Below are 24044 nucleotides of genomic sequence, written 5' to 3' on the forward strand. Positions count from 1 at the left end.
CTCTCACGAACCGTTCTACAACGAATTTCTAGTAGTCGCTAGTTTTTTGCTGCAAAAATCTAGCGGGCACTCGGATTTGGTGTTAGCTTCTCGCCGCAGGGCCACTCACCCGAGCCCCGCCAGAGAGAAGAGGACAAGGATGTTCCGATGGAAGGCCACAGCAGCCCTCGCCGTCGCTGCAGCGCTGACACTGACCGGATGCGCCGGTGACAACACCGGGGGCGGCGGCGACGGTGCAGGCGCGCAGCTGACGCTCGGTGCCATCGCCGCACCGACCAGCTACGACATCGGCGCCGGCGCCGAGTACGGCAACCGCAGCCCGTTCTTCCAGGCCGTGTTCGACACGATCCTGCAGAAGAACTCCCAGGGCGAGATCGAGCCGTGGCTCGCCACCGCCTGGGAGTACAACGACGACAACACCGTTCTGACCCTCACTCTGCGCGACGACGTGACGTTCTCGGACGGCACCAAGCTCGACGCCGACGCCGTGGTCGCGAGCCTCGAGCGGTTCCGCGACGGCACCTCGCCGCAGGCGGCGACCCTGGCCGGCAAGACGTTCGCGGCCCCCGACGCCACGACGGTCACCATCACCCAGACGGCTCCGGACCCCTCGCTGATCAACCTGCTGTCCATCGCCCCCGGTCTCGTCGAGGCTCCGTCCTCGTTCGACAACCCCGACGTGTCGACCAACCCGGTGGGCTCGGGGCCCTACATCCTCGACACCGCCTCCTCGGTGACCGGGACGACGTACAACTACACGGCGAACCCGAACTACTGGAACAAGGACGCCGTCAAGTACGACAAGCTCACCATCAACGTCTTCGACGACGTCACGGCGACCATCAACGCCATCAAGGCCGGCGAGCTCAACGGCGCGAAGATCGCGGACAACAACACGATCACCGAGGTCGAGGGCGCGGGCTGGACGATCGAGTCCAACGAACTCGACTTCCAGGGCCTCCTCCTGCTCGACCGCGCGGGAACGATGGCGCCCGAGCTGGCGGACGTCAAGGTGCGCCAGGCGATCAACATGGCCTTCGACCGCCCGGCCCTGCTGCAGTCGCTGCAGACCGGCTACGGCACCGTCACCGAGCAGGTGTTCCCCGCGACCTCCGTCGCCTACGACGCGTCGCTGGACTCGACCTACGCCTACGACCCCGCCGGCGCGAAGGCGCTTCTCGCCGAGGCCGGCTACCCGAACGGCTTCACGCTGAACATGCCGACCACCCCGGCGTTCCAGCAGACGTTCGACCTGGTCGCCCAGCAGCTGTCCGACATCGGCATCACGGTGAACTACACCGACCCCGGCGCGGCCAACTTCATCGCCGACATGCTCGCGCCGAAGTTCCCGGCAACCTGGATGGCGCTGGAGCAGAACCCGGACTGGCAGCTGATCAACTTCATGATCGCGCCGAACGCCACCTTCAACCCCTTCAAGTCGGAGGACCCGAAGGTCGACGCGCTCATCTCGACGATCCAGACCGGCTCGCAGGCCGAGTCCGACGCCGCGCTGAAGGAGCTCAACAAGTACCTCGTCGACCAGGCCTGGTTCGCCCCGTTCTTCCGCGTCCAGGGCACCTTCGCCACCGACCCGAACACGAACCTCGAGTTCTGGCCGACCAACGCCTACCCGTCGATCTTCGACTTCTCGCCGAAGAACTGACCCGCCGACCGGGCCCACCCGCACTCACCGGGTGGGCCCGGTCCGCCCCGAGGGACCACACATGCTTGCATTCATCGTGCGCCGGCTGCTGTCCGGCGTCGTCCTCGTCGCCGTCATCTCCCTGCTGGCCTTCACGCTCCTCTATGCCGCGGGCGGCGACATCGCCCGCCGCATCCTGGGTGAGCAGGCCACCGCCGAGACCGTCGCCAAGAAGACCGCGGAACTGGGGCTCGATCGACCCCTGTGGACGCAGTACACCGACTGGGTGACCTCCGCCCTGACCGGGAACCTGGGTCGGAGCTGGTTCAACGGCGAGCTCGTCTCGACGAGCGTCTCCGGCCGCCTCGGGGTGACGCTCTCGATCGTCATCGGCGCCACGCTCGTGTCGGCCATCCTCTCCGTGCTGCTGGGCGTCCTCGCCGCGCGCCGCGGAGGAGCGGTGGATGCCACGGTGCAGTTCCTCTCGCTCGTCGGCTTCGCCGTCCCGGGCTTCCTCATCGCCCTCGTCCTCGTCCTCGTCTTCGCCGTGAACCTCGGCTGGTTCAAGGCCACGGGCTTCACGCCGCTCACGACCTCCCTGAGCGGCTGGCTCTCCTCCGTCATCCTCCCCATCACGGCGCTCTCGATCGGAGCGATCGCGACCGTGGCGCAGCAGGTCCGCGGCTCCGTCCTGGACGCCACCTCCCGCGACTACGTCCGCACCCTCCGCTCGCGCGGCCTGAGCGAACGCTCCGTCGTCTACAAGCACGTGCTCCGCAACGCCGGCGGCCCCGCCCTCGCCGTCCTCGCGGTGCAGTTCGTCGGGCTCCTCGGCGGCGTCGTCATCGTCGAGCAGATCTTCGCCATCCCCGGCATGGGTCAGTTGAGCGTCCGGGCGACGACCCTCGGCGACATCCCCGTCGTCATGGGGCTCGTGATCGCCTTCGCGATCATCGTCGTCGTCGTCAACCTCCTGATCGACCTGGCCCAGGCGGCCCTCAACCCGAAGGTGCGACTCGCATGACCGCCATCGCCGTCCCTCCCGCCGTCCCCGTCGCCCCGGTCCGGGTCGCCCTGTTCCGCCGGCTCGTGCGCCGTCCGGTCGGGCTCGTCTCGCTGATCTTCCTCGCGATCGTCGCCGTGCTGACCTTCATCGGCCCGCTCATCGCCCCGCAGGATCCGAACTTCGCCGACATCCGCAACATCCTGTCGGGGCCGAGTTCCGCGCACCTCCTGGGCACCGACGGCAGCGGCCGCGACGTGCTGTCGCGCCTCCTGGCCGCCACGCAGACGAGCATCGCCGCCGCCCTCGTCGCCGTCGTCGTGGCCGTGCTGATCGGCGTGGTCAGCGGCCTCATCGCCGGGTACTACCAGGGCTGGTTCAACACCGTCGCGACCTGGGTCACGGAACTGACCATGGCCCTCCCGGGCATCGTGGTGCTGCTCGCGGCGCGCGCCGTCCTCGGCCCCTCCGTGTGGCTGTCGATGGTGATCTTCGGCATCCTGCTCTCCCCCGGCTTCTTCCGTCTCGTCTTCGCCTCGGTGACCGCCGTCCGCGGCGAGCTCTACGTCGACGCGGCCCGCGTCTCCGGCCTCAGCGACACGCGCATCATCGGGCGGCACGTGCTGTCGGTCGTGCGGGCGCCGATCATCATCCAGGCTGCGATCGTCTCGGGCATCGCGATCGCGATCCAGTCCGGACTCGAGTTCCTCGGCCTCGGCGACGCCAACGTCCCGACCTGGGGCTCGATGCTCACCGACGCGTTCAAGAACATCTACAAGAACCCGGCCGGCCTCGTCTGGCCCTCGCTCGCGATCGCCCTCACCTGCATCGCCCTCACTCTCCTGGCCAACGTCCTCCGCGACGAGCTGGAGCGCACCGTCACCGTCCGCCGCCGGCGCCGTCGTGCGGTGTCGAGCCGGACCGGTTCGATCGCCGCCGTCACCACCTCCGTCTCGCTCAGCGGCGGCGACGTCCTCGACCCGGACGAGCTCCCGATCGTGGAGAGCGACGTGATCGTGCACGCCGACGACACCCGCAGCAAGGCGACCGACACGCTCCTGCGCGTCCGCGACCTGCACGTGGGGTACGACCAGGCGGACGGCTCCCACATCGAGGTCGTCCACGGCGTCTCGCTCGACGTCCGCAAGGGCGAGGTCCACGGCCTGATCGGCGAGTCCGGTTCCGGCAAGTCGCAGACGGCCTTCGCCGTCCTTGGCCTCCTCCCCCGCGGCGGATCGGTCACGGCGGGCTCGATCCTCTTCGACGGCACCGAACTGGCCGACGCCGACGAGAAGGTCTACGCGGGCGTGCGCGGCAAGCGCATCGCCTACATCCCGCAGGAGCCGATGAGCAATCTCGACCCGGCCTTCACGATCGGGAGCCAGCTCGTCGAGCCCCTGCGCAAGAACCTCGGGCTGTCGAAGAAGGAGGCGCGCGACCGCGCCCTCGCGCTGCTCGCCCGCGTCGGCATCCCCGACCCGGCCCGGACCTTCGACGCGTACCCGTTCGAGGTCTCGGGCGGCATGGCGCAGCGCGTGCTGATCGCCGGCGCCGTCTCGACCGATCCCGAACTGATCATCGCCGACGAGCCGACCACCGCCCTCGACGTCACCGTGCAGGCCGAGGTGCTCGAGCTGCTGCGCGACCTCCAGAAGGAGCGGCACATGGCGATGCTGCTCGTGACGCACAACTTCGGCGTCGTCGCCGACCTCTGCGACCGCGTGACGGTGATGCAGAACGGCGTGTTCGTCGAGCAGGGCCCGGTCCGGGCGATCTTCACCGAAGCGCAGCACCCGTACACGCGGGCGCTGCTGGACGCGATCCTCGACGAGGGTCCGGCACGGCCGCCGCTGGGCGCCGAGGAAGGGGTGCGGGCATGACCGCTCCGCTGCTCACGGTCGACGACCTGGTCGTCGAGTACCCGGGCAAGGGATTCCGCGCCCAGCCCTTCCGCGCCCTGAAGGGCGTGTCGCTGGACATCCTCCCCGGCGAGACGATGGGCCTGGTCGGCGAGTCCGGCTCGGGCAAGACGACGCTGGGTCGCGCGGTCCTCGGGCTCGCCCCGGTCAGCGGCGGCACGGTCACCTACGACGGGCGCGACATCTCGCACCTCGGCCGCGCCGAGCGCCGCGCGCTGAGCTCCGAGATCCAGGTCGTCTTCCAGGACCCGTACTCGTCGCTCAACCCCTCGATGACGATCGAGCAGATCCTCGCCGAGCCGCTGACGGCGTCGGGGGTCGCGGGATCCGAGGCGCGCTCCCGCGTGCGCGACCTGCTCGATCAGGTGGGACTCCCCTCCGACGCGCGCAGCCGCCTCCCCCGCGAGTTCTCCGGCGGCCAGCGTCAGCGCATCGCCATCGCCCGGGCGCTCGCCCTCCGGCCGAAGCTCATCGTGTGCGACGAGCCCGTCTCCGCGCTCGACCTGTCGACGCAGGCGCGCGTGCTCGACCTGTTCATCGACATCCAGAACCGCACCGGGGTGGCCTACCTGTTCGTCACGCACGACCTCGCGGTCGTCCGCCACATCAGTCACCGTGTGGCCGTGATGTACAAGGGCGAGATCGTCGAGACCGGCCCTGCCGAGCGCGTGACCTCGCGACCCGAGCACCCGTACACGCAGCGCCTGTTCATGGCCGCACCCGTCCCCGACCCCGACCGGCAGGAGGAGCGTCGCGCCGCCCGTCGCGCGCTCCTGGCCTCCTCGGCATCCTGACCGTCGTCCCTCTCGCACCCGGAAAGATCATCGTGACCCTGCCCTCTGTCGACGCGCCCGCGACCGCCCACCTCCTCCCCCTCCTGGAGAAGCTGACCCTCGACCAGAAGGCGGCCCTCGTGCAGGGCGCCGACTTCTGGACGACCGTTCCGCTGCCCGAGATCGGCCTGCGGGCCATGACCCTGTCGGACGGCCCCGCCGGGGTGCGCGGCCCCCGGTGGGACGAGCGCGAGCCCTCGCTGAACATGCCCTCCGGCTCGGCCCTCGCCGCGTCGTGGGACGTCGAACTGGCCTACCGCTACGGCGCGGCGGCCGCCGCCGAGGCGCGGCGCAAGGGCGTCGACGTCGTCCTCGGCCCGACCATCAACCTGCACCGCTCGCCGCTGGGCGGCCGGCACTTCGAGTGCCTGAGCGAGGATCCGGAGCTCTCCGCCGAGCTCGGCGCCGCGTACGTCCGCGGACTGCAGGACAACGGCGTCGCCGCCACCCCGAAGCACTACGTCGCGAACGATTCCGAGACGGACCGCTTCACCGTCGACGTGCAGGTGGACGAGCGCGCGCTGCGCGAGCTCTACCTCGCCCCCTTCGAACGCGCCGTGGAAGCCGGCGCCTGGTCGATCATGAGCGCGTACAACTCCGTCGACGGGGTGACCATGACAGAGAACGACCTGCTCGAGACCCCGTTGAACTCCGAGTGGGGCTTCGACGGCGTCGTCATGAGCGACTGGACCGCGGTGCGGTCGCTGGATGCCGCCACCGCGTCGCAGGACCTCGCGATGCCCGGCCCCGCCCCCGCGTGGGCGGATCTCGCCGACGCCGTCCGCGACGGGCGGGTCCCCGAGGCCGACCTCGACCGCAAGGTGCTGCGCATGCTGCTCCTCGCCGAGCGCGTCGGCGCCCTCGGCGACGCCCCCGCGATCGAGCCCGCTCCCCTGGATGCCACGGCCTTCGCGCGCGAGTCGGCGGTCGCCGGCACGGTGCTGCTGGCGAACGACGGCATCCTCCCCCTCGAACCCGCCGCCGTGGCATCCCTCGCGGTCATCGGGCAGAACGCGCGGGACGCCCGCACGCAGGGCGGCGGCAGCGCGACGGTCGTCCCCGAGCGGATCGTCTCGCCGCTCGAGGGTCTGCGTCGCGTCTACGGACCCGACCGCGTCACGTACGAGCTCGGCGCCGTCGTGCAGGAGGGCGTGGCCGAGATCCCGCTCGCGCAGCTGCGCAACCCCGTGACCGGCGGACCCGGAATGCGGGTGACGTTCCTCGGCGACGACGGGGAGCTGTACGCCGAGGACCGCCGGGCGACCGCGCTGGTGTGGTTCGGCGGCGACGCCCCGATCGCGCAGTCGCGCACCGTCGTCCTGGAGACCGTCTACACCCCCGAGACGACCGGAGACATCGAGCTCGGCTTCGCCGGAGCCAATCCCGGCCGCCTCTTCGTGGACGGGGAGCTCGTCCTCGACGACTCCCCCGTCGTGGACGGAACCGACCTGGGTGCCGCGTTCCTCAACCCGCCGTCGCTGACCGCGCCCGTGCGGGTCGAAGCGGGACGGGAGATCGCGGTCCGCGCCGAGTTCGACCGCGCCGAGGGCGGCATCCCCGGGGCGATGAGCGTCACGCTCGGCATCGCCCCCGAGAACACGGATGCCGATGAGCTCATCGCCCGCGCGGCCGCCGCCGCCGCCCGAGCCGATGTCGCGGTGGTCGTGGTCGGCACGAACTCCAAGGTCGAGTCCGAGGGCTACGACCGCGAGAACCTCGACCTCCCCGGGCGCCAGGACGACCTCGTCCGCGCGGTCGTGGCCGCCAACCCCCGCACCGTCGTGATCATCAACGCCGGTTCTCCGGTCGTGCTGCCGTGGGCGGACGACGTCGCCGCGATCGTGCAGGGCTACTTCGGCGGCCAGGAGTTCGGCACGGCACTGGCCGACGTCCTCACCGGCGCCGCGGAGCCGGGCGGACGCCTCCCCACCACGTGGCCGGCGGCGCTCGCAGACGTCCCCGTGCTCGACGTGACACCCGACCAGGGGGTGCTGCGCTACAGCGAAGGCATCCACATCGGGTACCGCGCGTGGCTGCGCTCCGAGGTCCGCCCCGCGTTCCCCTTCGGCCACGGCCTGGGGTACACGACGTGGTCGTGGGACGCCGTCGATCGCGACGGTGACGATCTCGTCGTCACCCTCACCAACACGGGTGCCCGCACGGGCAGCCAGGTCGTGCAGGTGTACGCCGAGCGCGCCGACTCCGCGGTCGACCGCCCCGCGCGATGGCTGGTGGGCTTCGGCGTCGTCCGCGCGACGGCCGGGGAGACCGCCACGGTCCGCGTCGGTGTTCCCGCGCGACGACTCGCGCACTGGGACGGCGGCTGGGAGGTCGAGTCCGGCGTGTTCACGCTGCGCGTCGGCGCCTCCGTCGTGGAGACACCGCTGAGCGTCGAGTGGGAGGCGGGCGCGTGACGGGACTCCTGCGGGGTCACGTCGACCCGCGGCTCACCGCAGCGGGCGACCGCTTGGCGGCGGCCCTCGCCGCAGACCCCGACCTGTCGTTCCAGGCCGCGGCGTTCCACCACGGCACCCCCGTGCTGGATGTGTGGGGCGGACCGCACCTCCGCGAGGACAGCGTCCTCGTGCCGTACTCGGTGTCGAAGAACACGATCGGGATCACCGCGGGCCTCCTGGTCGAACGGGGGCTCCTCGATCTCGACGCGCCCGTCGCGGAGTACTGGCCCGAATTCGCCGCGGCCGGCAAGGCGACGGTGACGGTGCGTCAGCTGCTGTCGCACCAGGCGGGCCTCCCCCAGGCGACGCCGGCCCTGGACTTCCTCGACCTGCTCGACCAGCCCGCGGCCGCCGCGAGCCTGGCCGCGAGCGTGCCGTTCTGGCATCCGGGGAGCGCCTTCGGGTATCACGCCGTGACGATCGGCACGCTCGGTGCCGAGCTGGTGCAGCGCGTGACGGGCCGGAGCCTGCACGCCTTCTACGAGGAGGAGATCCGCGCCCCGCACGGCATCGACTTCTTCCTCGGCCTCCCCGCCGACCAGGAACCGCGCCGCGTCGACGTCCTGCCGATGGTTCCGCCCGCGACGGGTCCGGGCGAGCGGCAGACGACGCCGTTGGGAGCGCTCGTCTTCGGCCCGGGACGCTCCAGCGTCGACATGGCGAACGACCGCCGCAGCTGGGGCTACGGCCACCCGGCGACGTCTGCGACCGGCAGCGCCCGCGGGATCGCACGGCTGCTGGCCGCCGCGGTCACCGGCGTCGAAGGGCGTGCACCGTTCCTGTCCACCGAGACGGTCGCGGCGATCGGGCAGCAGCAGGTCCGCGGATTCGACGAGGTCCTCGGCCAGCCGGACCGCGCCCACGCGATCGTCTTCCAGAAGCCGTCCGCCGCGATGCCGTTCGGCGGACCCCGGGCCTTCGGGCACGACGGCGCGGCGGGCTGCTTCGCGTGCGTCGATCCCGACAGCGGGGTCGCGTTCGCATGGACGATCGTGCGCGGCCCCTGGCCGGGCGGCGGCGACCCCCGCGCCGTCTCCCTCGCGGCCGAGATCGGCCGCATCCTGGGGACAGGCGCATGACCGACTACCCGAACCCCCTGGTCCCCGGCTTCCACCCCGACCCCTCCGCGGTGCGCGTCGGCGACACCTGGTACCTCGCGACCTCCACGTTCGAGTACCTGCCCGGCATCCCGATCCACCGCTCGACCGACTTCGTGACGTGGGAGCTCATCGGCCACGTCGCCACTCGTCCGGGGCAGCTCGGCGTCGAGGACGTCCGCACCGCGGGCGGCGCGTGGGCGCCGACCCTGCGGCACCGCGACGGCGTGTTCCACCTCGTCGTGACGGATGCCATGGGCCGGGGCATGCTGCACTTCACCGCGACCGACCCCGCGGGGCCCTGGAGCGACGGCGACCTGATCACCGACTCCGAGGGCCGGGCCTCGCTCGACGGCATCGACCCCGACATCGCGTGGGATGCCGACGGCGTCGCCATCATCACGTACTCGGGCCTGATCCTCGGCGGCGAGGGGGCGGGGCGTCACCTCGGCATCCTGCAGGCCCGGGTCGACCTCGACACGCACCGCGCGCTCGAGGAACCGCGGTCACTGTGGTCCGGCACCGGTGGGCAGTTCCCCGAGGCTCCGCACCTGTACGAGATCGACGGGCGCTGGTACCTGCTCATCGCCGAAGGCGGCACCGAGCGCGGACACGGTGTGTCGATCGCCCGCGCCGATCGTCCCGAAGGCCCGTTCGAGACCGGCCCCGCCAACCCGATCGTGTCGGCGCGATCCACGATCCGCCCGGTCCAGAACACCGGTCACGGCGATCTCGTCATCGGTCCCGACGGCGAGTGGCTGTGCGTGCTGCTCGGTGTCCGCCCGCGCAGCATGACGCGGGCGTTCTCGGCGCTCGGTCGCGAGACGTTCGTCACCCGCGTGCAGTGGCACGCGGACGGCTGGCCCACGATGGAACCCGTCACCCTGAACCCGCGCTCCGGCACGCGCGTGGACGTGACGTTCTCGCCGGAGGTTCCGCTGGACGGCGAGTGGATCACGCCGCGCCGACTGCCGACCGAGCTCGCCGACCTGACCACCCGCCCGGGGTGGCTGGTACTGCGGGCCGACGGCTCGAGCCTCGACGACCCGCGCCCGGTGTTCGTCGGTCGCCGCCAGGAGCACCTGACCCAGTCGACCTCGCTCGACCTGGACTGCACCGCCGGGGTGGGCGGCCTCGCCGTGCGCTACGACGAGAGCTTCCACGTCGAGGTCGAGGCGGGCGCGGGGCGCATCGTCGCCCGCGCGAACGTCGCCGGTCTCGTGCAGGAGTGGGCGGCATCCGTCGACTCCGACCGCGTCACCCTGCACATCGAGTCGCGCCGCCCCGACGTCGAGCGCGGATTCGCCCGCACGAGCGACGTCTTCCACCTCGCCGCCACGGTCGACGGCCGGCGCATCGATCTCGCCGAGGTCGACGGTCGGTTCCTGTCGTCGGAGACGGCGGAATCCTTCACGGGCCGGGTCGTGGGCGTCTACGCCCGCGAGGGCCGAGTGGATGCCGCGCACTGGACCTCCGAGGGGGACGACGCATGAGCGCGGTCGAGGTCACCGTCCGAGCCGAGCTGCGCGACGACGGCCCGTTCGTCGCGACGGCGCTCCCGCGCCTCTCGTGGCGCGTACGGACCGCGACGTCGGACTGGCGTCAGAGCGGCGCCGAGCTCACCGACGGCGTCGACACGGTCGCGCTCGCGGGCGGGGAGTCGGTGCTCGTGGACTGGCCGTTCCGCCCGCTGACCGCGGGCGAGGAGCGGGAGGTGCGCGTGCGCGTCACCGACACCGCCGGCGCGATCAGCCCGTGGAGCCCGCCGCTCGCCGTCGCCGCGGGCTTCCTGGACACGGACGAGTGGATCGCGGCGCCCGTCGGGCTCTCCGACCCCGTGACCGCGGCCCAGCCCGCCCTGATGCGGACCACCTTCCGGCTCGAGCGTCCGGTGCGCCGGGCGCTGCTGTTCTGGACGGCGCTCGGCGCGGCCGAGCCCGAGATCAACGCGACGCCCGTGAGCGACGACGTGCTCTCGCCCGGATGGACCTCGTACCGCGACCGGCTCGTGCACGAGACCGTCGACGTCACGGCGCTGCTCAGGGTCGGCGAGAACGTGCTCGGCGCGACGCTCGCCGGCGCCTGGTACACCGAGAAGTACGGGTTCTTCACCTTCACCGACCGTGTCTACGGCGACCAGCCGTCGTTCCTCGCGCAGCTGCGCGTGACGTACGAGGACGGCACGACCGAGACCGTCGCGGCCACCGGCCCCGGGTGGGAGGCCTCGCCGGACGGCCCCGTCCGCGCGAGCGGCATCTACGCCGGCGAGGAGCAGGACCTGGGCCGCACGGGCGAGACCGTCGCGGACGGCGCGAGCTGGGCCCCCGCCCGCGTCGGCGCCGTCGCCCGCCCGGGGTACGAAACGGTGCCGACGCCCGAGGCGCGCATCGCTCCGCCGGTGCGGCGCATCCAGTCGCTGCCGGTGGCCGCGCGCCTGCCCACGCCGTCCGGGGGCACGATCCTCGACTTCGGACAGAACCTCGTCGGACGCCTCCGCCTCCGCGTCCGCGGCGCGGCCGGAACGCGCGTCACGATCCGCCACGCCGAGGTGCTCGACGCCGGCGAACTGGCCCTGCGTCCCCTCCGCAACGCCCGGGCCGAGGCATCCTTCGTCCTGTCCGGCGGAGACGACGTGCTCGAGAGCCGCTTCACCTTCTACGGCTTCCGCTACGCGCAGATCGAGGGCATCGATGTCGCCGACACCGATGTCGACGCCGTCGTGCTGCACAGCGACCTGGTGCGCACCGGCTGGTTCTCGTCGTCGCACGGGCTGCTGGACCGGCTCCACGAGAACGTCGTGTGGGGCATGCGCGGCAACTTCCTGTCGATCCCGACCGACTGCCCGCAGCGCGACGAGCGACTGGGATGGACCGGTGACCTGCAGGTGTTCGCGCCCACCGCGAGCTTCCTGTTCGACAGCGCCGGGTTCCTCACGTCGTGGCTGCGCGACCTCGCCCTCGAGCAGGGGCGCCACGACGGCGTCGTCCCGCTCGTGATCCCCGCGGCGCTGCCGTCCTTCGCCGGTGGCGGCCCCGTCGCCGCGTGGGGCGACGCGGCCACCGTCGTGCCGTCGGTGCTGCACGAACGCTTCGGCGACCGCGCGGTGCTCGCCGCGCAGTACCCGAGCATGCGTGCGTGGGTCGAGGCCGTTCACCGCGACGCCGGAGACAGCGGACTGTGGGCCGGACGCATGCAGCTGGGCGACTGGCTCGACCCGGCAGCCCCGCCCGACAAGCCCGGCCAGGCGAAGGTGGATGCCGACATCGTCGCCACCGCGTGCTTCGCGCGGTCGCTGCGGCTCGTGGCCGACGCCGCCGCCCTCCTCGGGCACGACGCCGAGGCGAAGCGGTACGGCGACCTGGCCGAGCGCAGCCGCCGCGCTTTCGTGGCGGAGTACGTCACGCCCGCGGGCCGCATGATGAGCGACGCCCCCACGGCGTACGCGCTCGCTCTCACGTTCGACCTCGTCGAGGACCCCGAGACCCGCCGCGCCCTGGCCGGCCGCCTCGCGGCCCTCGTCCGCGAGGGCGGGTACCGCATCGGCACGGGTTTCGTCGGCACACCGCTCGTCGCCGACGCGCTGAGCGACGGCGGCCATCTCGCCGCCGCCGAACGGCTGCTGCTGCAGACCGAGTGCCCGTCCTGGCTGTACCCGGTCACGATGGGCGCCACCACCGTCTGGGAGCGCTGGGGCAGCCTCCTGCCCGACGGGTCGGTGAACCCGGGTGAGATGACCTCGTTCAACCACTACGCCCTGGGCGCCGTGGCCGACTGGCTGCACCGCACCGTCGCCGGCCTCGCCCCGGCGACGCCGGGCTACCGTCGCCTCCGGATCGCGCCGCGCCCGCTCGCGACGCTGGAGCATGCCTCCGCGCGGCACGAGACGCCCTACGGCACGACCTCGGTGGGGTGGCGACGCGAGGGCGACGCGGTCCGCATCACCGCCGTGGTGCCGCCGAACACGACCGCGGAGGTCGATCTCCCCGGCATCCCCGCCGACGGGACGACCGCGCCGGCGACCGTGGGATCGGGAACGCACGAGTGGACGGTGACCGTGCCCACGGCCCCGACCGCTCCCCCGCTCCCGGGGCTCGAGGCGTCGCTGGCCGCCGTCATCGACGACCCGCGCGCGTACGCCGCGCTCCTCGACACGCTCACCGAGGTCGCCCCCGAACGTCTCGGTGCCGTCCGCGACGACACCGTGTGGGCCGCGGGGCGTCCGCTCGCGAGCGCCCTCATGTTCACCCCGCCCGACGTCCTGGACCGCGTGGACCGCGCCGTCCGCGCGGCCACCGGCGCCGTCTGACCCTGAACCGGAGACCCCCATGTTCGACCGCCGCTCGACCTTCGGCGACGCTCTCGACCACCCCGGCGCCCGCGCCGTGCTGGAACGTTTCCTGCCCGGCGTCGCCGCGTCGCCCATGGCCACGCAGTTCCGCGGCGGCCGCCTCGGGCAGCTCGTCGCGATCGTGCCGAGCCTCGAAGACCTCGACCACCGCGCGCGGTTCTGGGAAGCGCTCGCCGAGATCGGCGACGGCGACGAGCGACCGCCCTACGCCCCGGCGATCGCGCCGTCGGCGACGTACGAGGGCGAGGACGTCCCGCGGGCGAGCGCGCGCGTCCGCCCGGCCGCCGCGACCACGATGTGGGGCGTGCTGGAAGTCCGCGTCGACGGCCCCGCGCACGGGAACCCCTTCGTCGACGTCGACGCGCACGCCACGTTCCGTCGTCCCGACGGATCGCCCGTCCGGGTCGGCGGGTTCTACGACGGCGACGGCGAGTGGGTGTTCCGGGCGCTCGCGGATGCCGAGGGCACCTGGTCGTTCGAGACGGATGCCACCACCCCGTCGCTCGACGGCCTCACCGGAACCGCGGACGTCGGTCCCGCGGCATCCGGGGCCCACGGTCCGGTCCGCGTGGACGGTTTCCACTTCCGGCACGCCGACGGCACCCGGCACCGACCGCTGGGGACGACGGCGTACGCCTGGACCCACCAGCCCGAAGCCCTCCAGGAGCAGACGCTCGCGACCCTCGCCGAGGGCGCGTTCCGCAAACTCCGCATGTGCCTGTTCCCGAAGTCGTACCTGTTCAACGCCAACGAGCCCGACGACTTCGTCTTCCCCGGGTCGCTGGCCGACGGGTTCGACCTCGAGCGCTTCGACCCGGCGCACTTCCGCCGTCTCGAGCGCCGCATCGCCCAGCTCGGCGAGATCGGCGTCGAAGCCGACCTGATCCTGTTCCACGCCTACGACCGCTGGGGGTTCGCCGACCTCGGCCCCGCGGTCGACGACCGGTACGTCCGCTACCTCGTGCGACGGCTGGCGGCGTTCTCGAACGTGTGGTGGTCGCTCGCCAACGAGTACGACCTCGTCTGGGGCAAGGACGAGGACGACTGGGAGCGCATCGCCGCCATCGTCGGCGAGGAGGACCCGTTCGGCCACCTCATCTCGATCCACAACTGCCGCCCGTTCTACGACTACACCCGGCCGTGGATCACGCACGCGAGCATGCAGCGCGTCGACGTCTACCGCACCGCCGAGAACACCGACGAATGGCGCGAGCGCTGGGGCAAGCCCGTCGTCATCGACGAGTGCGCGTACGAGGGCGACATCGACCAGGGCTGGGGCAACATCACCGGCGAGGAGATGACCCGCCGATTCTGGGAGGGTGCCGTCCGCGGCGGGTACGTGGGCCACGGCGAGACCTACCTGCCGGCGCCGGTCGGCGAGGCGGTCATGCCCGCGTCCGCCGGCTCCGACGACGAGGTGCTGTGGTGGGCGAAGGGCGGCGTCCTGCACGGGTCCTCCCCCGCGCGGATCGCCTTCCTCGAGCGGTTCCTGGCCGCGGTCCCCGACGGCGTGCTCGAGCCCGCGGCATCCGACTGGGACGTGCCGTGGGCGCAGTCGCCGGATGGGACGGTGCGCGTGGCGTACTTCGGGTTCAACCGCCCGCGGTTCCGCTCCGTCCTGCTCGGCGAGGGCGACTGGGTCATCGACGTCGTCGACACCTGGAACATGACGATCGACCGGGTCGACGGCATCCATTCCGGGACCGTCCGGGTCACCCTGCCGGGGCGGCAGTTCGTGGCGCTGCGGGTGTCGCGCGTCTGACGCGCTTCGCTGCGGTGCGGGGGCGTTCGCGCCGTGACTCGTCCCGTCATTCCGACGGTCAGACGCGCTGGCGACGCCCCGCCCGCGCCGCGAACGCGTCGAGAGCTTCGAGGATCTCTTCGCTTCGCCAGAACGGTCCCAGCTTGTGCTCGGCCTTGGAGCGGACGATACCCGCGTCGACGAGCGCCTTCAGCGGCGGGTACACGTTGGGCTGGGCGATCCCCAGCGCCCCGGCGGCCGTCGCCGAGTCGAGGACGGGTCGGGACGCGAAGATGTCCAGGAGACGCCAGGCGCTCGAGTCACGACGGGCGGTCAGCCGATCGTTCCAGGACCCGCGAACCGTGTCGATGTCGGAGACGAGCTCTCGGCTGTTGGACACGGCGCGGAAAGCGGCGGACGCGAAGGCGCGGACGATCGGGTTGGGGTCTCCCGCACGGTAGGCGGTCAGCGCGGAGTGATACCCGTCGACATCCGCCAGGAGACCCGCGGAGACGGGAACAGCGACGTTCCTAGTGACGCCGCGGTAGCGAAGCATCGATTGTGCGAGGGCTCGGCCCGTCCGACCGTTGCCGTCGGTGTAGGGGTGGATCGTCTCGAACTGCGCGTGGGCGATCGCGACGGAGGTGAGCGAGGGTACGTCCCAGCGCGCCGCGAACTCGGCGAGGTCGTTGATGAGGGCCGCAACGCGTTCATGATGAGGCGGGACGAACTCGGCTCCGACGGGCGAGTCCCCTCGCGTTCCGATCCAGTTCTGTTCGCGGCGATACTCGCCGGGAGTGTGTCGGGGCTGCGATTCCATCAGAACCCGATGCATCGCCGCGATGCTCGCGGGCGTGATCTGTTCCGCGAGGTCGAGAGCCGCCTGAAGTGAGCGCGTGTTCGCGGCGATCAGCTCGGCGTTTCGAGACCCCTTGGCCCCGAGCTCGGCCGAGAAGATCGCGCGCGCGGATGCCGTCAGGTTCTCGATCTGCGACGAGGACGCGGCCTCCGAACGAAGGAGAACCGGGGCGAACCCGGCGACCCGGCTCCCGAGTTCCGCGTCGAATCGCGCGAGCTCAGCCGCCGCCTCATCGGCGTCGGCGGCGACCTCGGGGAGCAGCACGGGATGACGCGAGGCGATCATCGGCGGCACGGACGCGTCGTAGGCGACGCTCGCGCGACCCGCGCGTGCGGCGCGGACCCCCATGGCGGCGGCCGGCACCCACTCCCGTCTCTCGTGATCGATCGCCGGCCAGGACGAGTCGGGCTGCTCCCCCGATTCGCTCGCGGAAGCGTGGTCGGGCGGCGGCAATTCCGCAGAACTCATAAGAAGTCCCCAAAATTTTATGACTTAAGGCACTATCTCATAAAATTAGGCGCGTGCCTTCTGAGGAAGGCAACTCACTCCCCGACGAGACGCGCGGACGCCGTCGCCATGTGCACGGCCATCGCGGATGCCGCGGCGTCGGCGTCCCGCGCGCGGATCGCGCGGTCGACGGCATCGTGTTCGGCGATGGCCCGGGCCGCGTCGTCGGCGCTCTGTACCGCGCGGTCGGCGTAGACCTGCAGCAGCGATCGGACGACGTTGAGCTGGTCGACGAGGAGGGCGTTGCCGGCGGCGTGGCCGAGGGCGTCGTGGAAGTCGCGGTCGGCTCGCGCGAACGCGCCGAGGTCGTGACGCGACCGGGTCATCTCGGCCAGCGTCGCCGCGATGCGTTCTCGCGCGGCCTCGTCGGCGCGGTCCGCGGCCAGGCGGGCGACGTAGATCTCCAGCCCCGCGCGGAGGTCGAGGAGTTCAGCGGTGTCGGTGTCGCCGAGGAGCAGTCCCCAGCGCAGCGTCTGCGGCAGCAGTGAGCTCGCGGTGCCGCGCAGGTACGTGCCCGAGCCGGGCCGGACGTCGACGATGCCGAGGATCTCGAGCGCCGCGAGCGCCTCGCGGACGGCCGAGCGCCCGACGCCGAGCGTCGTGGAGAGCGCACGCTCGGCGGGCAAGCGGGTGCCCGGGGCGATAGAGCCCGTGGTGAAGAGATCGAGCAAGCGGCGGGCGACCTCGCTGACCGGCGACCCCGCGGGGAGGGCCTCGAGTGCGGCCGCGATCTCGTGGCTGCGGTCGGCGGGGTAGGCGGGCACGCCTTCAACCTAGCGCGCCGCCGAAGTCGCGCTTGCAATTGGTCAACCGGTTGGCCAATATAGACGAGCGCGCCGATGCGCCCGAATCGAACGGAGTCAACGTGGACACCTCCACTCCCCTCGCGGCGGAACCCGACGTCGCGCGTCGAGCCATCCGCAAAGTGGCCTGGCGACTGGTCCCCTTCGTCGCCCTGATGTTCTTCATCAACTACCTCGACCGCACCGCGATCGGCTTCGCCGCCCCGAACGGGATGAACGACGATCTCGCTCTCAGCGCCGCGCAGTTCGGCTTCGCCTCCGGCGTCTTCTTCGTCGGCTACATCCTTCTCGAGGTGCCCTCCAACCTCGCCCTGCACCGCTTCGGCGCCCGCCGCTGGCTCGCCCGGATAATGGTGACCTGGGGCATCGTCGCGCTGCTGTTCACGTGGGTGCAGAACTTCGAGCAGCTCGTGATCCTGCGCTTCCTGCTGGGTGTGGCCGAGGCCGGGTTCTTCCCCGGGGCGATCCTCTTCCTCAGCCTGTGGGTGCCCGCGGCGCATCGCGGTCGCATCCTGATGCTCTTCTACCTCGCCCAGCCCCTGACGACCGTGATCGGGGCCCCTCTCGCCGGAGCTCTCATCCAGCAGCACGGCACGTTCTTCGGCCTCGAGGGATGGCGTTTCATGTTCTTCGGCGTCGCGATCCCGGCGATCGTGGTGGGCGTCATCGCGTGGTTCTACCTCAAGGACAAGCCCGCCGATGCGAACTGGCTCGCCGCCGACGAGAAGGAGTGGCTGACCGCCGCGCTCGCGAAGGAATCGGCCGCGACCGCGGCGAGCCAGAAGCACGTCTCCGCGCGCTTCGCCTTCCGCAGCGGGCGCGTGTGGATGCTGTCGTTCATCTACTTCGGCTTCATCTACGGCCTGTACGCCCTTGCCTTCTTCCTGCCGACGATCATCAACGGGTTCCAGGAGCAGACCGGGGCCTCCTTCGACGTGTTCCAGAAGGGCCTCATCACCGCCATCCCCTACGTCCCGGCGGCGATCGCGATGTACTTCTGGTCGCGCGACGCCTCTCGACGAGGCCTGCGTACGTGGCACATCGTGGTCCCCGCGCTCGTGGGCGCAGTCAGCATCCCCCTGGCCCTGTTCGCGGGCTCCCCCGCCCTGACGATCGCCGTGATCACGCTGACCGCGATGGCGATCTTCGCCGCGCTGCCGAACTTCTGGACCCTGCCGACGAAGTTCCTCACCGGCGCCGCCGCCGCCGCTGGAGTGGCGCTCATCAACACGATCGGCAACCTGGCCGGATTCAGCGCGCCGTACGTCACCGGTGCCGTGCACGACTGGACGGGCGGCTACGAGGTTCCGATGTTCATCGTCGGCGCCGTGATGCTGGTCTCCGCGATCCTCATGGTCGTCCTCGCCCGCCGGACGGCAGCCGCACCCGCGCCGACGCCCGAGGCCATCGACGTCGAGGAGACGGCTCGGTGACCCGTCTCTGGAACGAGCCGGCCGCGTTCGCGGACGAGATGATCGACGGCTTCGTCGCGGCCAACGGCCGCTACGTCCGCCGCATCCCCGGAGGCGTCGCGCGCGCGACGACCTCGCCGAGCGGGCAGGTCGCGGTCGTGGTGGGCGGCGGGTCCGGCCACTATCCGGCCTTCGGCGGTCTCGTCGGCCCGGGCCTGGCGCACGCGGCGGCGATGGGCAATCTCTTCGCCTCCCCGTCGACGCAGCAGGTGTACAGCGCGGCGCGGACCGCTGACAACGGCGGCGGGGTGTTCTTCGCCTACGGCAACTACGCCGGCGACGTCCTGAACTTCGACGCGGCACAGGAGCGGCTGCGCGGCGAGGGCATCGACGCGCAGACCGTCACCGTCACCGACGACATCTCCTCCGCACCTCCCGCCGAACGCCACCGGCGGCGGGGCATCGCGGGCGATCTCACGGTCTTCCGCGCCGCCGCGGCCGCCGCCGAACGGGGGGACGACCTCGACGGAGTGGCCCGCGTCGCCGCCCTCGCCAACGAGCGCACCCGCTCCTTCGGCGTGGCGTTCACGGGCTGCACGCTCCCCGGCGCTCAGGACCCGCTGTTCAGCGTCGCCGAGGGGCGCATGGCGGTGGGGCTCGGCATCCACGGCGAACAGGGGATCGACGAGACCGCGATCCCGACCGCCGACGGACTCGCCGAGATGCTGGTGGCGGCGCTCCTCGACCCCGCCGAGGTCCCCGACGGCGTGGCATCCGTCTCCGGCGCCCGCGTGGTGCCGGTGCTGAACGGGCTCGGCTCGCTCAAGTACGAGGAGATGTTCGTCGTGTACCGGCGGATCGCCCAGCTCCTCGACGACGCCGGGATCGACATCGTCGACCCGCACGTGGGCGAGTACTGCACCTCGTTCGACATGGCCGGCACGTCGCTGACGCTCTACTGGCTCGACGACGAACTCGCGGCGCTCTGGGAGCACCCGGTCGACACCCCCGCTTACCGGCGAGGAGCGGTCGCCGCGACCGAGCGCCTGTCGGCGCCGGTGACCGAGACGGAGACCGCCGACGAGATCCCGGATGCCGACGACACCTCGCGCGCGACGGCGCAGACGGTGCGGCTCGCGGTGGAGGCGATCGCCGACACCATCGACGCGCACGTCGACGAGCTCGGACGCCTGGATGCCGTCGCCGGCGACGGCGACCACGGCATCGGGATGCAGCGCGGCGCCCACGCGGCGCGAGCCGCGGCGGACGACGCCGCCGCCGCGGGCGCGGGGGCCGCCACCACGCTGCGGCGCGCCGCGGACGCGTGGGCCGACCGCGCGGGCGGGACGTCCGGCGCGCTGTGGGGAGTGATCCTCGGCGCGATCGCCCGCACGCTGGGCGACACGGGTGCACCGACGACCGCCGACGTCGCGAGCGGGGTGTCCGCCGCCGCACGCGCGGTCACCGACTACGGGAAGGCCGAAGTGGGCGACAAGACGCTCGTGGACGCTCTCGTGCCCTTCGCCGCGACCCTCGCCCACGCGGTCGACGGCGGCGCCTCGCTCGCCTCCGCCTGGGCGTCCGCGGCCGACTCGGCCGAGCGGGCCGCCGCGGCGACCGCCGATCTGCTGCCCCGCAAGGGCCGCGCCCGCACCCACGGCGAACACGCCGTGGGAACCCCCGACCCGGGCGCCGTCTCCCTCGCGCTCATCACCGCCGCGATCGCCCCCGTGCTGGCGACCGCCTCCGAGAACGGAACCCCCTCATGACCTCTCCCCTGCGCATCGTGATCGGCTCCGACGACGCCGGCTTCGACTACAAGGAGATCCTCAAGCGCGACCTCGAGGCGAACGAAGGCGTCCTCGCGGTCACCGATGTGGGCGTGGATGCCGACGGCCACACGCCCTACCCGACGGTCGCGATCGAGGCGGCCTCCCGCGTCGCCAACGGCGAAGCCGACCGGGCGCTCCTGATCTGCGGAACCGGACTGGGCGTGGCGATCGCGGCCAACAAGGTCCCCGGCATCCGCGCGGTCACCGCGCACGACTCCTTCTCGGTCGAGCGCGGGGTGCTGTCCAACAACGCGCAGGTGCTCACCATGGGCCAGCGGGTCGTCGGGATCGAGCTCGCGCGACGGCTCGTGCGCGAGTGGCTGACCTACCGCTTCGACGACTCCTCGGCGAGCGCCGAGAAGGTCGCCGTCCTCACCGCGTACGAGAACGCCGGATCCTGCTGATGACCGCACCGGTGTGGGTCGGGGTGAGCCTGAAGACGTACTTCGGACACGCCCGCGCCCTCGCGTGGCTGGACGACGTCGCCGGTATCGCCCGTGAGACACCCGCCATCGCTTCCGGCGCGGTGCGGCTCGTCGTCGTCCCCACGTACCTGCAGATCCCCGCGGCGCTCGCGGCCTTCGCCGGAACGGACGTACGGGTGGGTGCCCAGGATGTCTCCGCACACCCGTCCGGCGCCTTCACCGGCGAGATCACGGCCGCCGAGCTCGCGGAGATCGGCGTCGCGTTCGCCGAGATCGGTCACGCCGAGCGTCGACGCCTGTTCGGGGAGACCGACGCGGAGACGGCGGCGAAGGCCGCGGCCGCGCTGACCGCGGGTCTCACGCCGCTCCTCTGCCTGGGCGAGACCGAGAGAACCGCCCCCGAGATCGCTGCGGCGACCGTCGTGGCCCAGCTCCACGCGGATCTCGAGGGTGCACCGGCGGGCGCGGTCACCGTCGCCTACGAGCCGGTGTGGGCGATCGGCGCGGAGTCCCCGGCATCCCTCGCGCACATCGTCCCCGTCGCGCGGGCGCTGCGCGCGGCGCTCGACGCCCTGCCGGAGCGCGCGGGCAGCACGGTGGTGTACGGCGGGTCGGCGGGGCCGGGCCTGCTCACCGACCTCGGCGGGGCGGTGGACGGCCTGTTCCTCGGCCGATTCGCCCATGACCCCGCGCAGCTTCGCCGCGTCCTCGACGAGGCCGCCGCCCGCGCGGGGGTGAGCGCGTGATCGGCCTGGGAACCTACGCGTTCTTCTGGCAGCACTCCGCCCTCGCTCCCGAACCACTGACGCTCCGCGGAGCCTTCGAGGCCACTCGGGCGCTCGATGTGGGGCTGTTCCAGATCTGCGACTACGCCCCTCTGGAGCACATGGGCGATCGCGAGCTGGCCGAGGCGGCGACCGCCGCACGTGATCTCGGGGTCGTCGTGCAGCTCGGCACGAAGGGCCTCACTCCCGAGCGGCTCCAGCGCTTCCTGCGCCTCGCCGAGGTCTTCGACGCCCGCCTCGTCCGCTCGATGCTCAGCGGCCCGGAGGGCACTCCGACCCTCCGGCAGGCCGAGCTCTGGCTCGCCGACACCCTGCCCTCGTTCGAGGACGCCGGGGTGACCCTGGCCCTCGAGACCTACGAGCAGGTCGCCACGGTCGACCTCGTCGACGTGGTGTGGTCGCTGTCGAGCGAGAGCCTGGGCATCTGCCTCGACCCCGCGAACGTCGTCGCCCGCCTCGAGCAGCCGGCCGCCTGCGTCGAGGTGTGCACGGAACTCGTCGCCAACGTGCACGTCAAGGATTTCGCCTTCCAGCGCCGCGACGGCTGGGTCGGCTTCGAGTACACCGGCGCGCCGATGGGTTCGGGACTGCACGACTACCCCCACCTCCTCGACACCGTCCGACCGCGCGAGCGCGGCATCGACGAGATCGTCGAGCACTGGCTCCCCTGGCAGGGGGATGCCGAGACCACCGTCCGCCTCGAGCGGGAATGGACCCGCACCGCCATCGACTACCTCAGGAGCACCCCATGACCGAGACCACCACCGACCTCCACTCGATCGCCGTCATCGGCGCGGGCGGGAAGATGGGGATGCGCGTGTCGAACAACCTCGCGCGCACCGCCCACCCCGTGGCCTACGTCGAGAACTCCCCCGCCGGTCGCGAGCGCACGATCGCCGCGGGCCGGGAGCTCACCGATGCGGCCACCGCGGTCGCCGACGCCGACATCGTGGTGCTCGCCGTCCCCGACCTCGCCCTCGGCGCGGTCACGGCCGAGCTCGTTCCGCAGCTGAAGTCAGGGGCGATCGTGCTGACGCTCGACCCCGCCGCCGCTTACGCGGGCCTGCTCACCACGCGCGCGGACGTCATCCAGGCGGTGGCCCACCCGTGCCACCCGTCGGTCTTCCTCGAGCGCACCACGAAGGAGGAGTGGGCCGACACCTTCGGCGGCATCGCCGCCCCGCAGGACGCGATCGCCGCGATCGAGTCCGACGACCCCGTCAAGCGGGCGATCGTCGAGGCGACCGTCCGCGCGATCTACGCCCCCGTCATCGACGTGCACTGGGTCACCGTGAAGCAGCTCGCGCAACTCGAGCCCACGCTGGTGGAGACGGTGGCGTGCATGATCGGTTCGCTCCTGAACGAAGCGCTGGACGAGGCCGTCCACACGATGGGCGTGCCCGAGGCGGCGGCCCGCAGCATCCTCTACGGCCACACGCAGGTGGCGCTCGCGAACGGACTCCGCGGCGACAACCCCTTCAGCGACGCGTGCCTCATCGCCATGGACTACGGCCGCGAGAGCATCATCAAGGAAGACTGGAAGAAGATCTTCCGCGACGACGAGCTCGACAAGAACCTCGCCCGGATGCTCCACCTCGACCGGATCACACGCTGAGGAGACGACCATGAGCAGACTCACCGGGAAGACCGCTCTGGTCACGGGCGCCGCCAAGGGCATCGGCTTCGCCGTCGCCGCCCGCTTCGTCGCCGAGGGTGCGCGCGCCGTGATCGCGGACGTGGATGCCGCCGGCGCCCGCGCCGCGGCCGAGGGCCTGGGTCCGGACGCGCGGGCGCTTGCGATGGACATCTCGAACGAGGAGTCCGTCGCCGCCGGGTTCGCCGAACTGCAGAGCGCGGGATGGGAGCCCGACGTCGTCGTCGCCAACGCCGGGGTGCAGCTGTTCGGTCGAGACGCCCCCGCCGCCGAACTCGACCTCGACGTGTGGCGCCGGACGCTCGACATCAACCTCACCGGGGCGTTCCTCACCGTCAAGTACGCGGTGCGATCGATGCTCCGCGGCGGCGGCGGATCGATCATCCTCACCGGCAGCCCCACCGCGGTGAACGGCGAGGGCAAGGACTTCACCGCCTACAGCGCCTCCAAGGCCGGCGTGCACGGGTTGGCACGCACGGTCGCTGCGGCATATGCCGCCGACGGCATCCGCGTGAACACCGTCCAGCCCGCGTACACCGAAACCCCGCTCGTGGCCGCGATCACCGACGATCCCCAGGCGCGCGCCGCCATCGTCGGGCGCATCCCCGTCGGTCGCGCGGGAACGCCCGACGACGTCACCGGCATCATGGTGTACCTCGCCAGCGACGAGGGGGCGTTCGCCACCGGCGCGACCTTCGTCGTCGACGGCGGCATGACCACGCTCTGAC

18 protein-coding genes are annotated in these 24044 nt (G+C 72.0%); 16 read left to right on the forward strand and 2 right to left on the reverse strand.

What is annotated here, in order from left to right:
* Nucleotides 1-139: 139 nt before the first annotated feature.
* The 9 genes from P8R59_RS02840 (at nucleotide 140) to P8R59_RS02880 (ending at nucleotide 15060) form a co-directional block, all read left to right on the forward strand.
* Nucleotides 140-1663, forward strand: coding sequence for an ABC transporter substrate-binding protein (locus P8R59_RS02840; protein WP_278102628.1), 1524 nt, complete (start codon nucleotides 140-142; stop codon nucleotides 1661-1663).
* Between the two features lie 61 nt (nucleotides 1664-1724).
* Nucleotides 1725-2666: an ABC transporter permease gene (locus P8R59_RS02845; RefSeq protein WP_278102629.1), complete on the forward strand. Its 942-nt coding sequence runs from the start codon at nucleotides 1725-1727 to the stop codon at nucleotides 2664-2666.
* A complete protein-coding gene (locus tag P8R59_RS02850; protein ID WP_278102630.1) occupies nucleotides 2663-4525 on the forward strand; it encodes a dipeptide/oligopeptide/nickel ABC transporter permease/ATP-binding protein in 1863 nt (620 codons plus the stop codon). The genes P8R59_RS02845 and P8R59_RS02850 overlap by 4 nt, the downstream gene beginning before the upstream one ends.
* Entirely contained in the window at nucleotides 4522-5358 is an 837-nt protein-coding gene (locus P8R59_RS02855) for an ATP-binding cassette domain-containing protein (RefSeq protein WP_278102631.1), read from the forward strand. The genes P8R59_RS02850 and P8R59_RS02855 overlap by 4 nt, the downstream gene beginning before the upstream one ends.
* A gap of 176 nt (nucleotides 5359-5534) precedes the next feature.
* Entirely contained in the window at nucleotides 5535-7811 is a 2277-nt protein-coding gene (locus P8R59_RS02860) for a beta-glucosidase (protein ID WP_278103786.1), read from the forward strand.
* Nucleotides 7808-8932 carry a serine hydrolase domain-containing protein gene (locus tag P8R59_RS02865; RefSeq protein ID WP_278102632.1) on the forward strand — a complete coding sequence of 375 codons (1125 nt, stop codon included), beginning with the start codon at nucleotides 7808-7810 and terminating at the stop codon, nucleotides 8930-8932. Before P8R59_RS02860 ends, P8R59_RS02865 begins: the two co-directional genes overlap by 4 nt.
* Nucleotides 8929-10443, forward strand: a complete 1515-nt coding sequence (locus P8R59_RS02870; protein WP_278102633.1) for a glycoside hydrolase family 43 protein — start codon at nucleotides 8929-8931, stop codon at nucleotides 10441-10443. The genes P8R59_RS02865 and P8R59_RS02870 overlap by 4 nt, the downstream gene beginning before the upstream one ends.
* Nucleotides 10440-13256 carry an alpha-L-rhamnosidase gene (locus tag P8R59_RS02875; protein ID WP_278102634.1) on the forward strand — a complete coding sequence of 939 codons (2817 nt, stop codon included), beginning with the start codon at nucleotides 10440-10442 and terminating at the stop codon, nucleotides 13254-13256. The genes P8R59_RS02870 and P8R59_RS02875 overlap by 4 nt, the downstream gene beginning before the upstream one ends.
* A 19-nt stretch (nucleotides 13257-13275) precedes the next feature.
* The gene (locus tag P8R59_RS02880; RefSeq protein WP_278102635.1) at nucleotides 13276-15060 is read left to right on the forward strand and encodes a DUF5605 domain-containing protein; all 1785 of its coding nucleotides are present in this window, start codon (nucleotides 13276-13278) and stop codon (nucleotides 15058-15060) included.
* Between the two features lie 58 nt (nucleotides 15061-15118).
* Here P8R59_RS02880 and P8R59_RS02885 read toward each other — a convergent pair whose 3' ends face one another.
* Together P8R59_RS02885 and P8R59_RS02890 are read right to left on the reverse strand one after the other, a co-directional pair.
* Nucleotides 15119-16366, reverse strand: coding sequence for a Fic family protein (locus tag P8R59_RS02885; RefSeq protein WP_278102636.1), 1248 nt, complete (start codon nucleotides 16364-16366; stop codon nucleotides 15119-15121).
* A 74-nt stretch (nucleotides 16367-16440) separates the two neighbouring features.
* Entirely contained in the window at nucleotides 16441-17169 is a 729-nt protein-coding gene (locus P8R59_RS02890; protein WP_278102637.1) for a FadR/GntR family transcriptional regulator, read from the reverse strand.
* Between the two features lie 101 nt (nucleotides 17170-17270).
* On the opposite strand from P8R59_RS02890, the gene P8R59_RS02895 reads away from it, so the two are divergent.
* From P8R59_RS02895 to P8R59_RS02925, 7 genes are read left to right on the forward strand one after another with little or no spacing between them, the layout of a single operon-like run.
* On the forward strand, nucleotides 17271-18641 hold the full coding sequence (locus P8R59_RS02895) for an MFS transporter (protein ID WP_077052741.1): 1371 nt from the start codon (nucleotides 17271-17273) through the stop codon (nucleotides 18639-18641).
* On the forward strand, nucleotides 18638-20389 hold the full coding sequence (locus tag P8R59_RS02900) for a dihydroxyacetone kinase family protein (RefSeq protein WP_278102638.1): 1752 nt from the start codon (nucleotides 18638-18640) through the stop codon (nucleotides 20387-20389). Before P8R59_RS02895 ends, P8R59_RS02900 begins: the two co-directional genes overlap by 4 nt.
* Nucleotides 20386-20856, forward strand: a complete 471-nt coding sequence (locus tag P8R59_RS02905; protein WP_278102639.1) for a ribose-5-phosphate isomerase — start codon at nucleotides 20386-20388, stop codon at nucleotides 20854-20856. Before P8R59_RS02900 ends, P8R59_RS02905 begins: the two co-directional genes overlap by 4 nt.
* Entirely contained in the window at nucleotides 20856-21623 is a 768-nt protein-coding gene (locus P8R59_RS02910; RefSeq protein ID WP_278102640.1) for a triose-phosphate isomerase family protein, read from the forward strand. Before P8R59_RS02905 ends, P8R59_RS02910 begins: the two co-directional genes overlap by 1 nt.
* Nucleotides 21620-22414, forward strand: coding sequence for a sugar phosphate isomerase/epimerase family protein (locus tag P8R59_RS02915; protein ID WP_278102641.1), 795 nt, complete (start codon nucleotides 21620-21622; stop codon nucleotides 22412-22414). Before P8R59_RS02910 ends, P8R59_RS02915 begins: the two co-directional genes overlap by 4 nt.
* Entirely contained in the window at nucleotides 22411-23277 is an 867-nt protein-coding gene (locus tag P8R59_RS02920; RefSeq protein WP_278102642.1) for a phosphogluconate dehydrogenase C-terminal domain-containing protein, read from the forward strand. The genes P8R59_RS02915 and P8R59_RS02920 overlap by 4 nt, the downstream gene beginning before the upstream one ends.
* A gap of 10 nt (nucleotides 23278-23287) precedes the next feature.
* On the forward strand, nucleotides 23288-24043 hold the full coding sequence (locus P8R59_RS02925) for an SDR family NAD(P)-dependent oxidoreductase (protein WP_278102643.1): 756 nt from the start codon (nucleotides 23288-23290) through the stop codon (nucleotides 24041-24043).
* Nucleotide 24044 lies beyond the last annotated feature (1 nt).

This window comes from Microbacterium proteolyticum, assembly GCF_029639405.1.
In the GTDB taxonomy this organism is placed as follows: Bacteria; Actinomycetota; Actinomycetes; order Actinomycetales; family Microbacteriaceae; genus Microbacterium.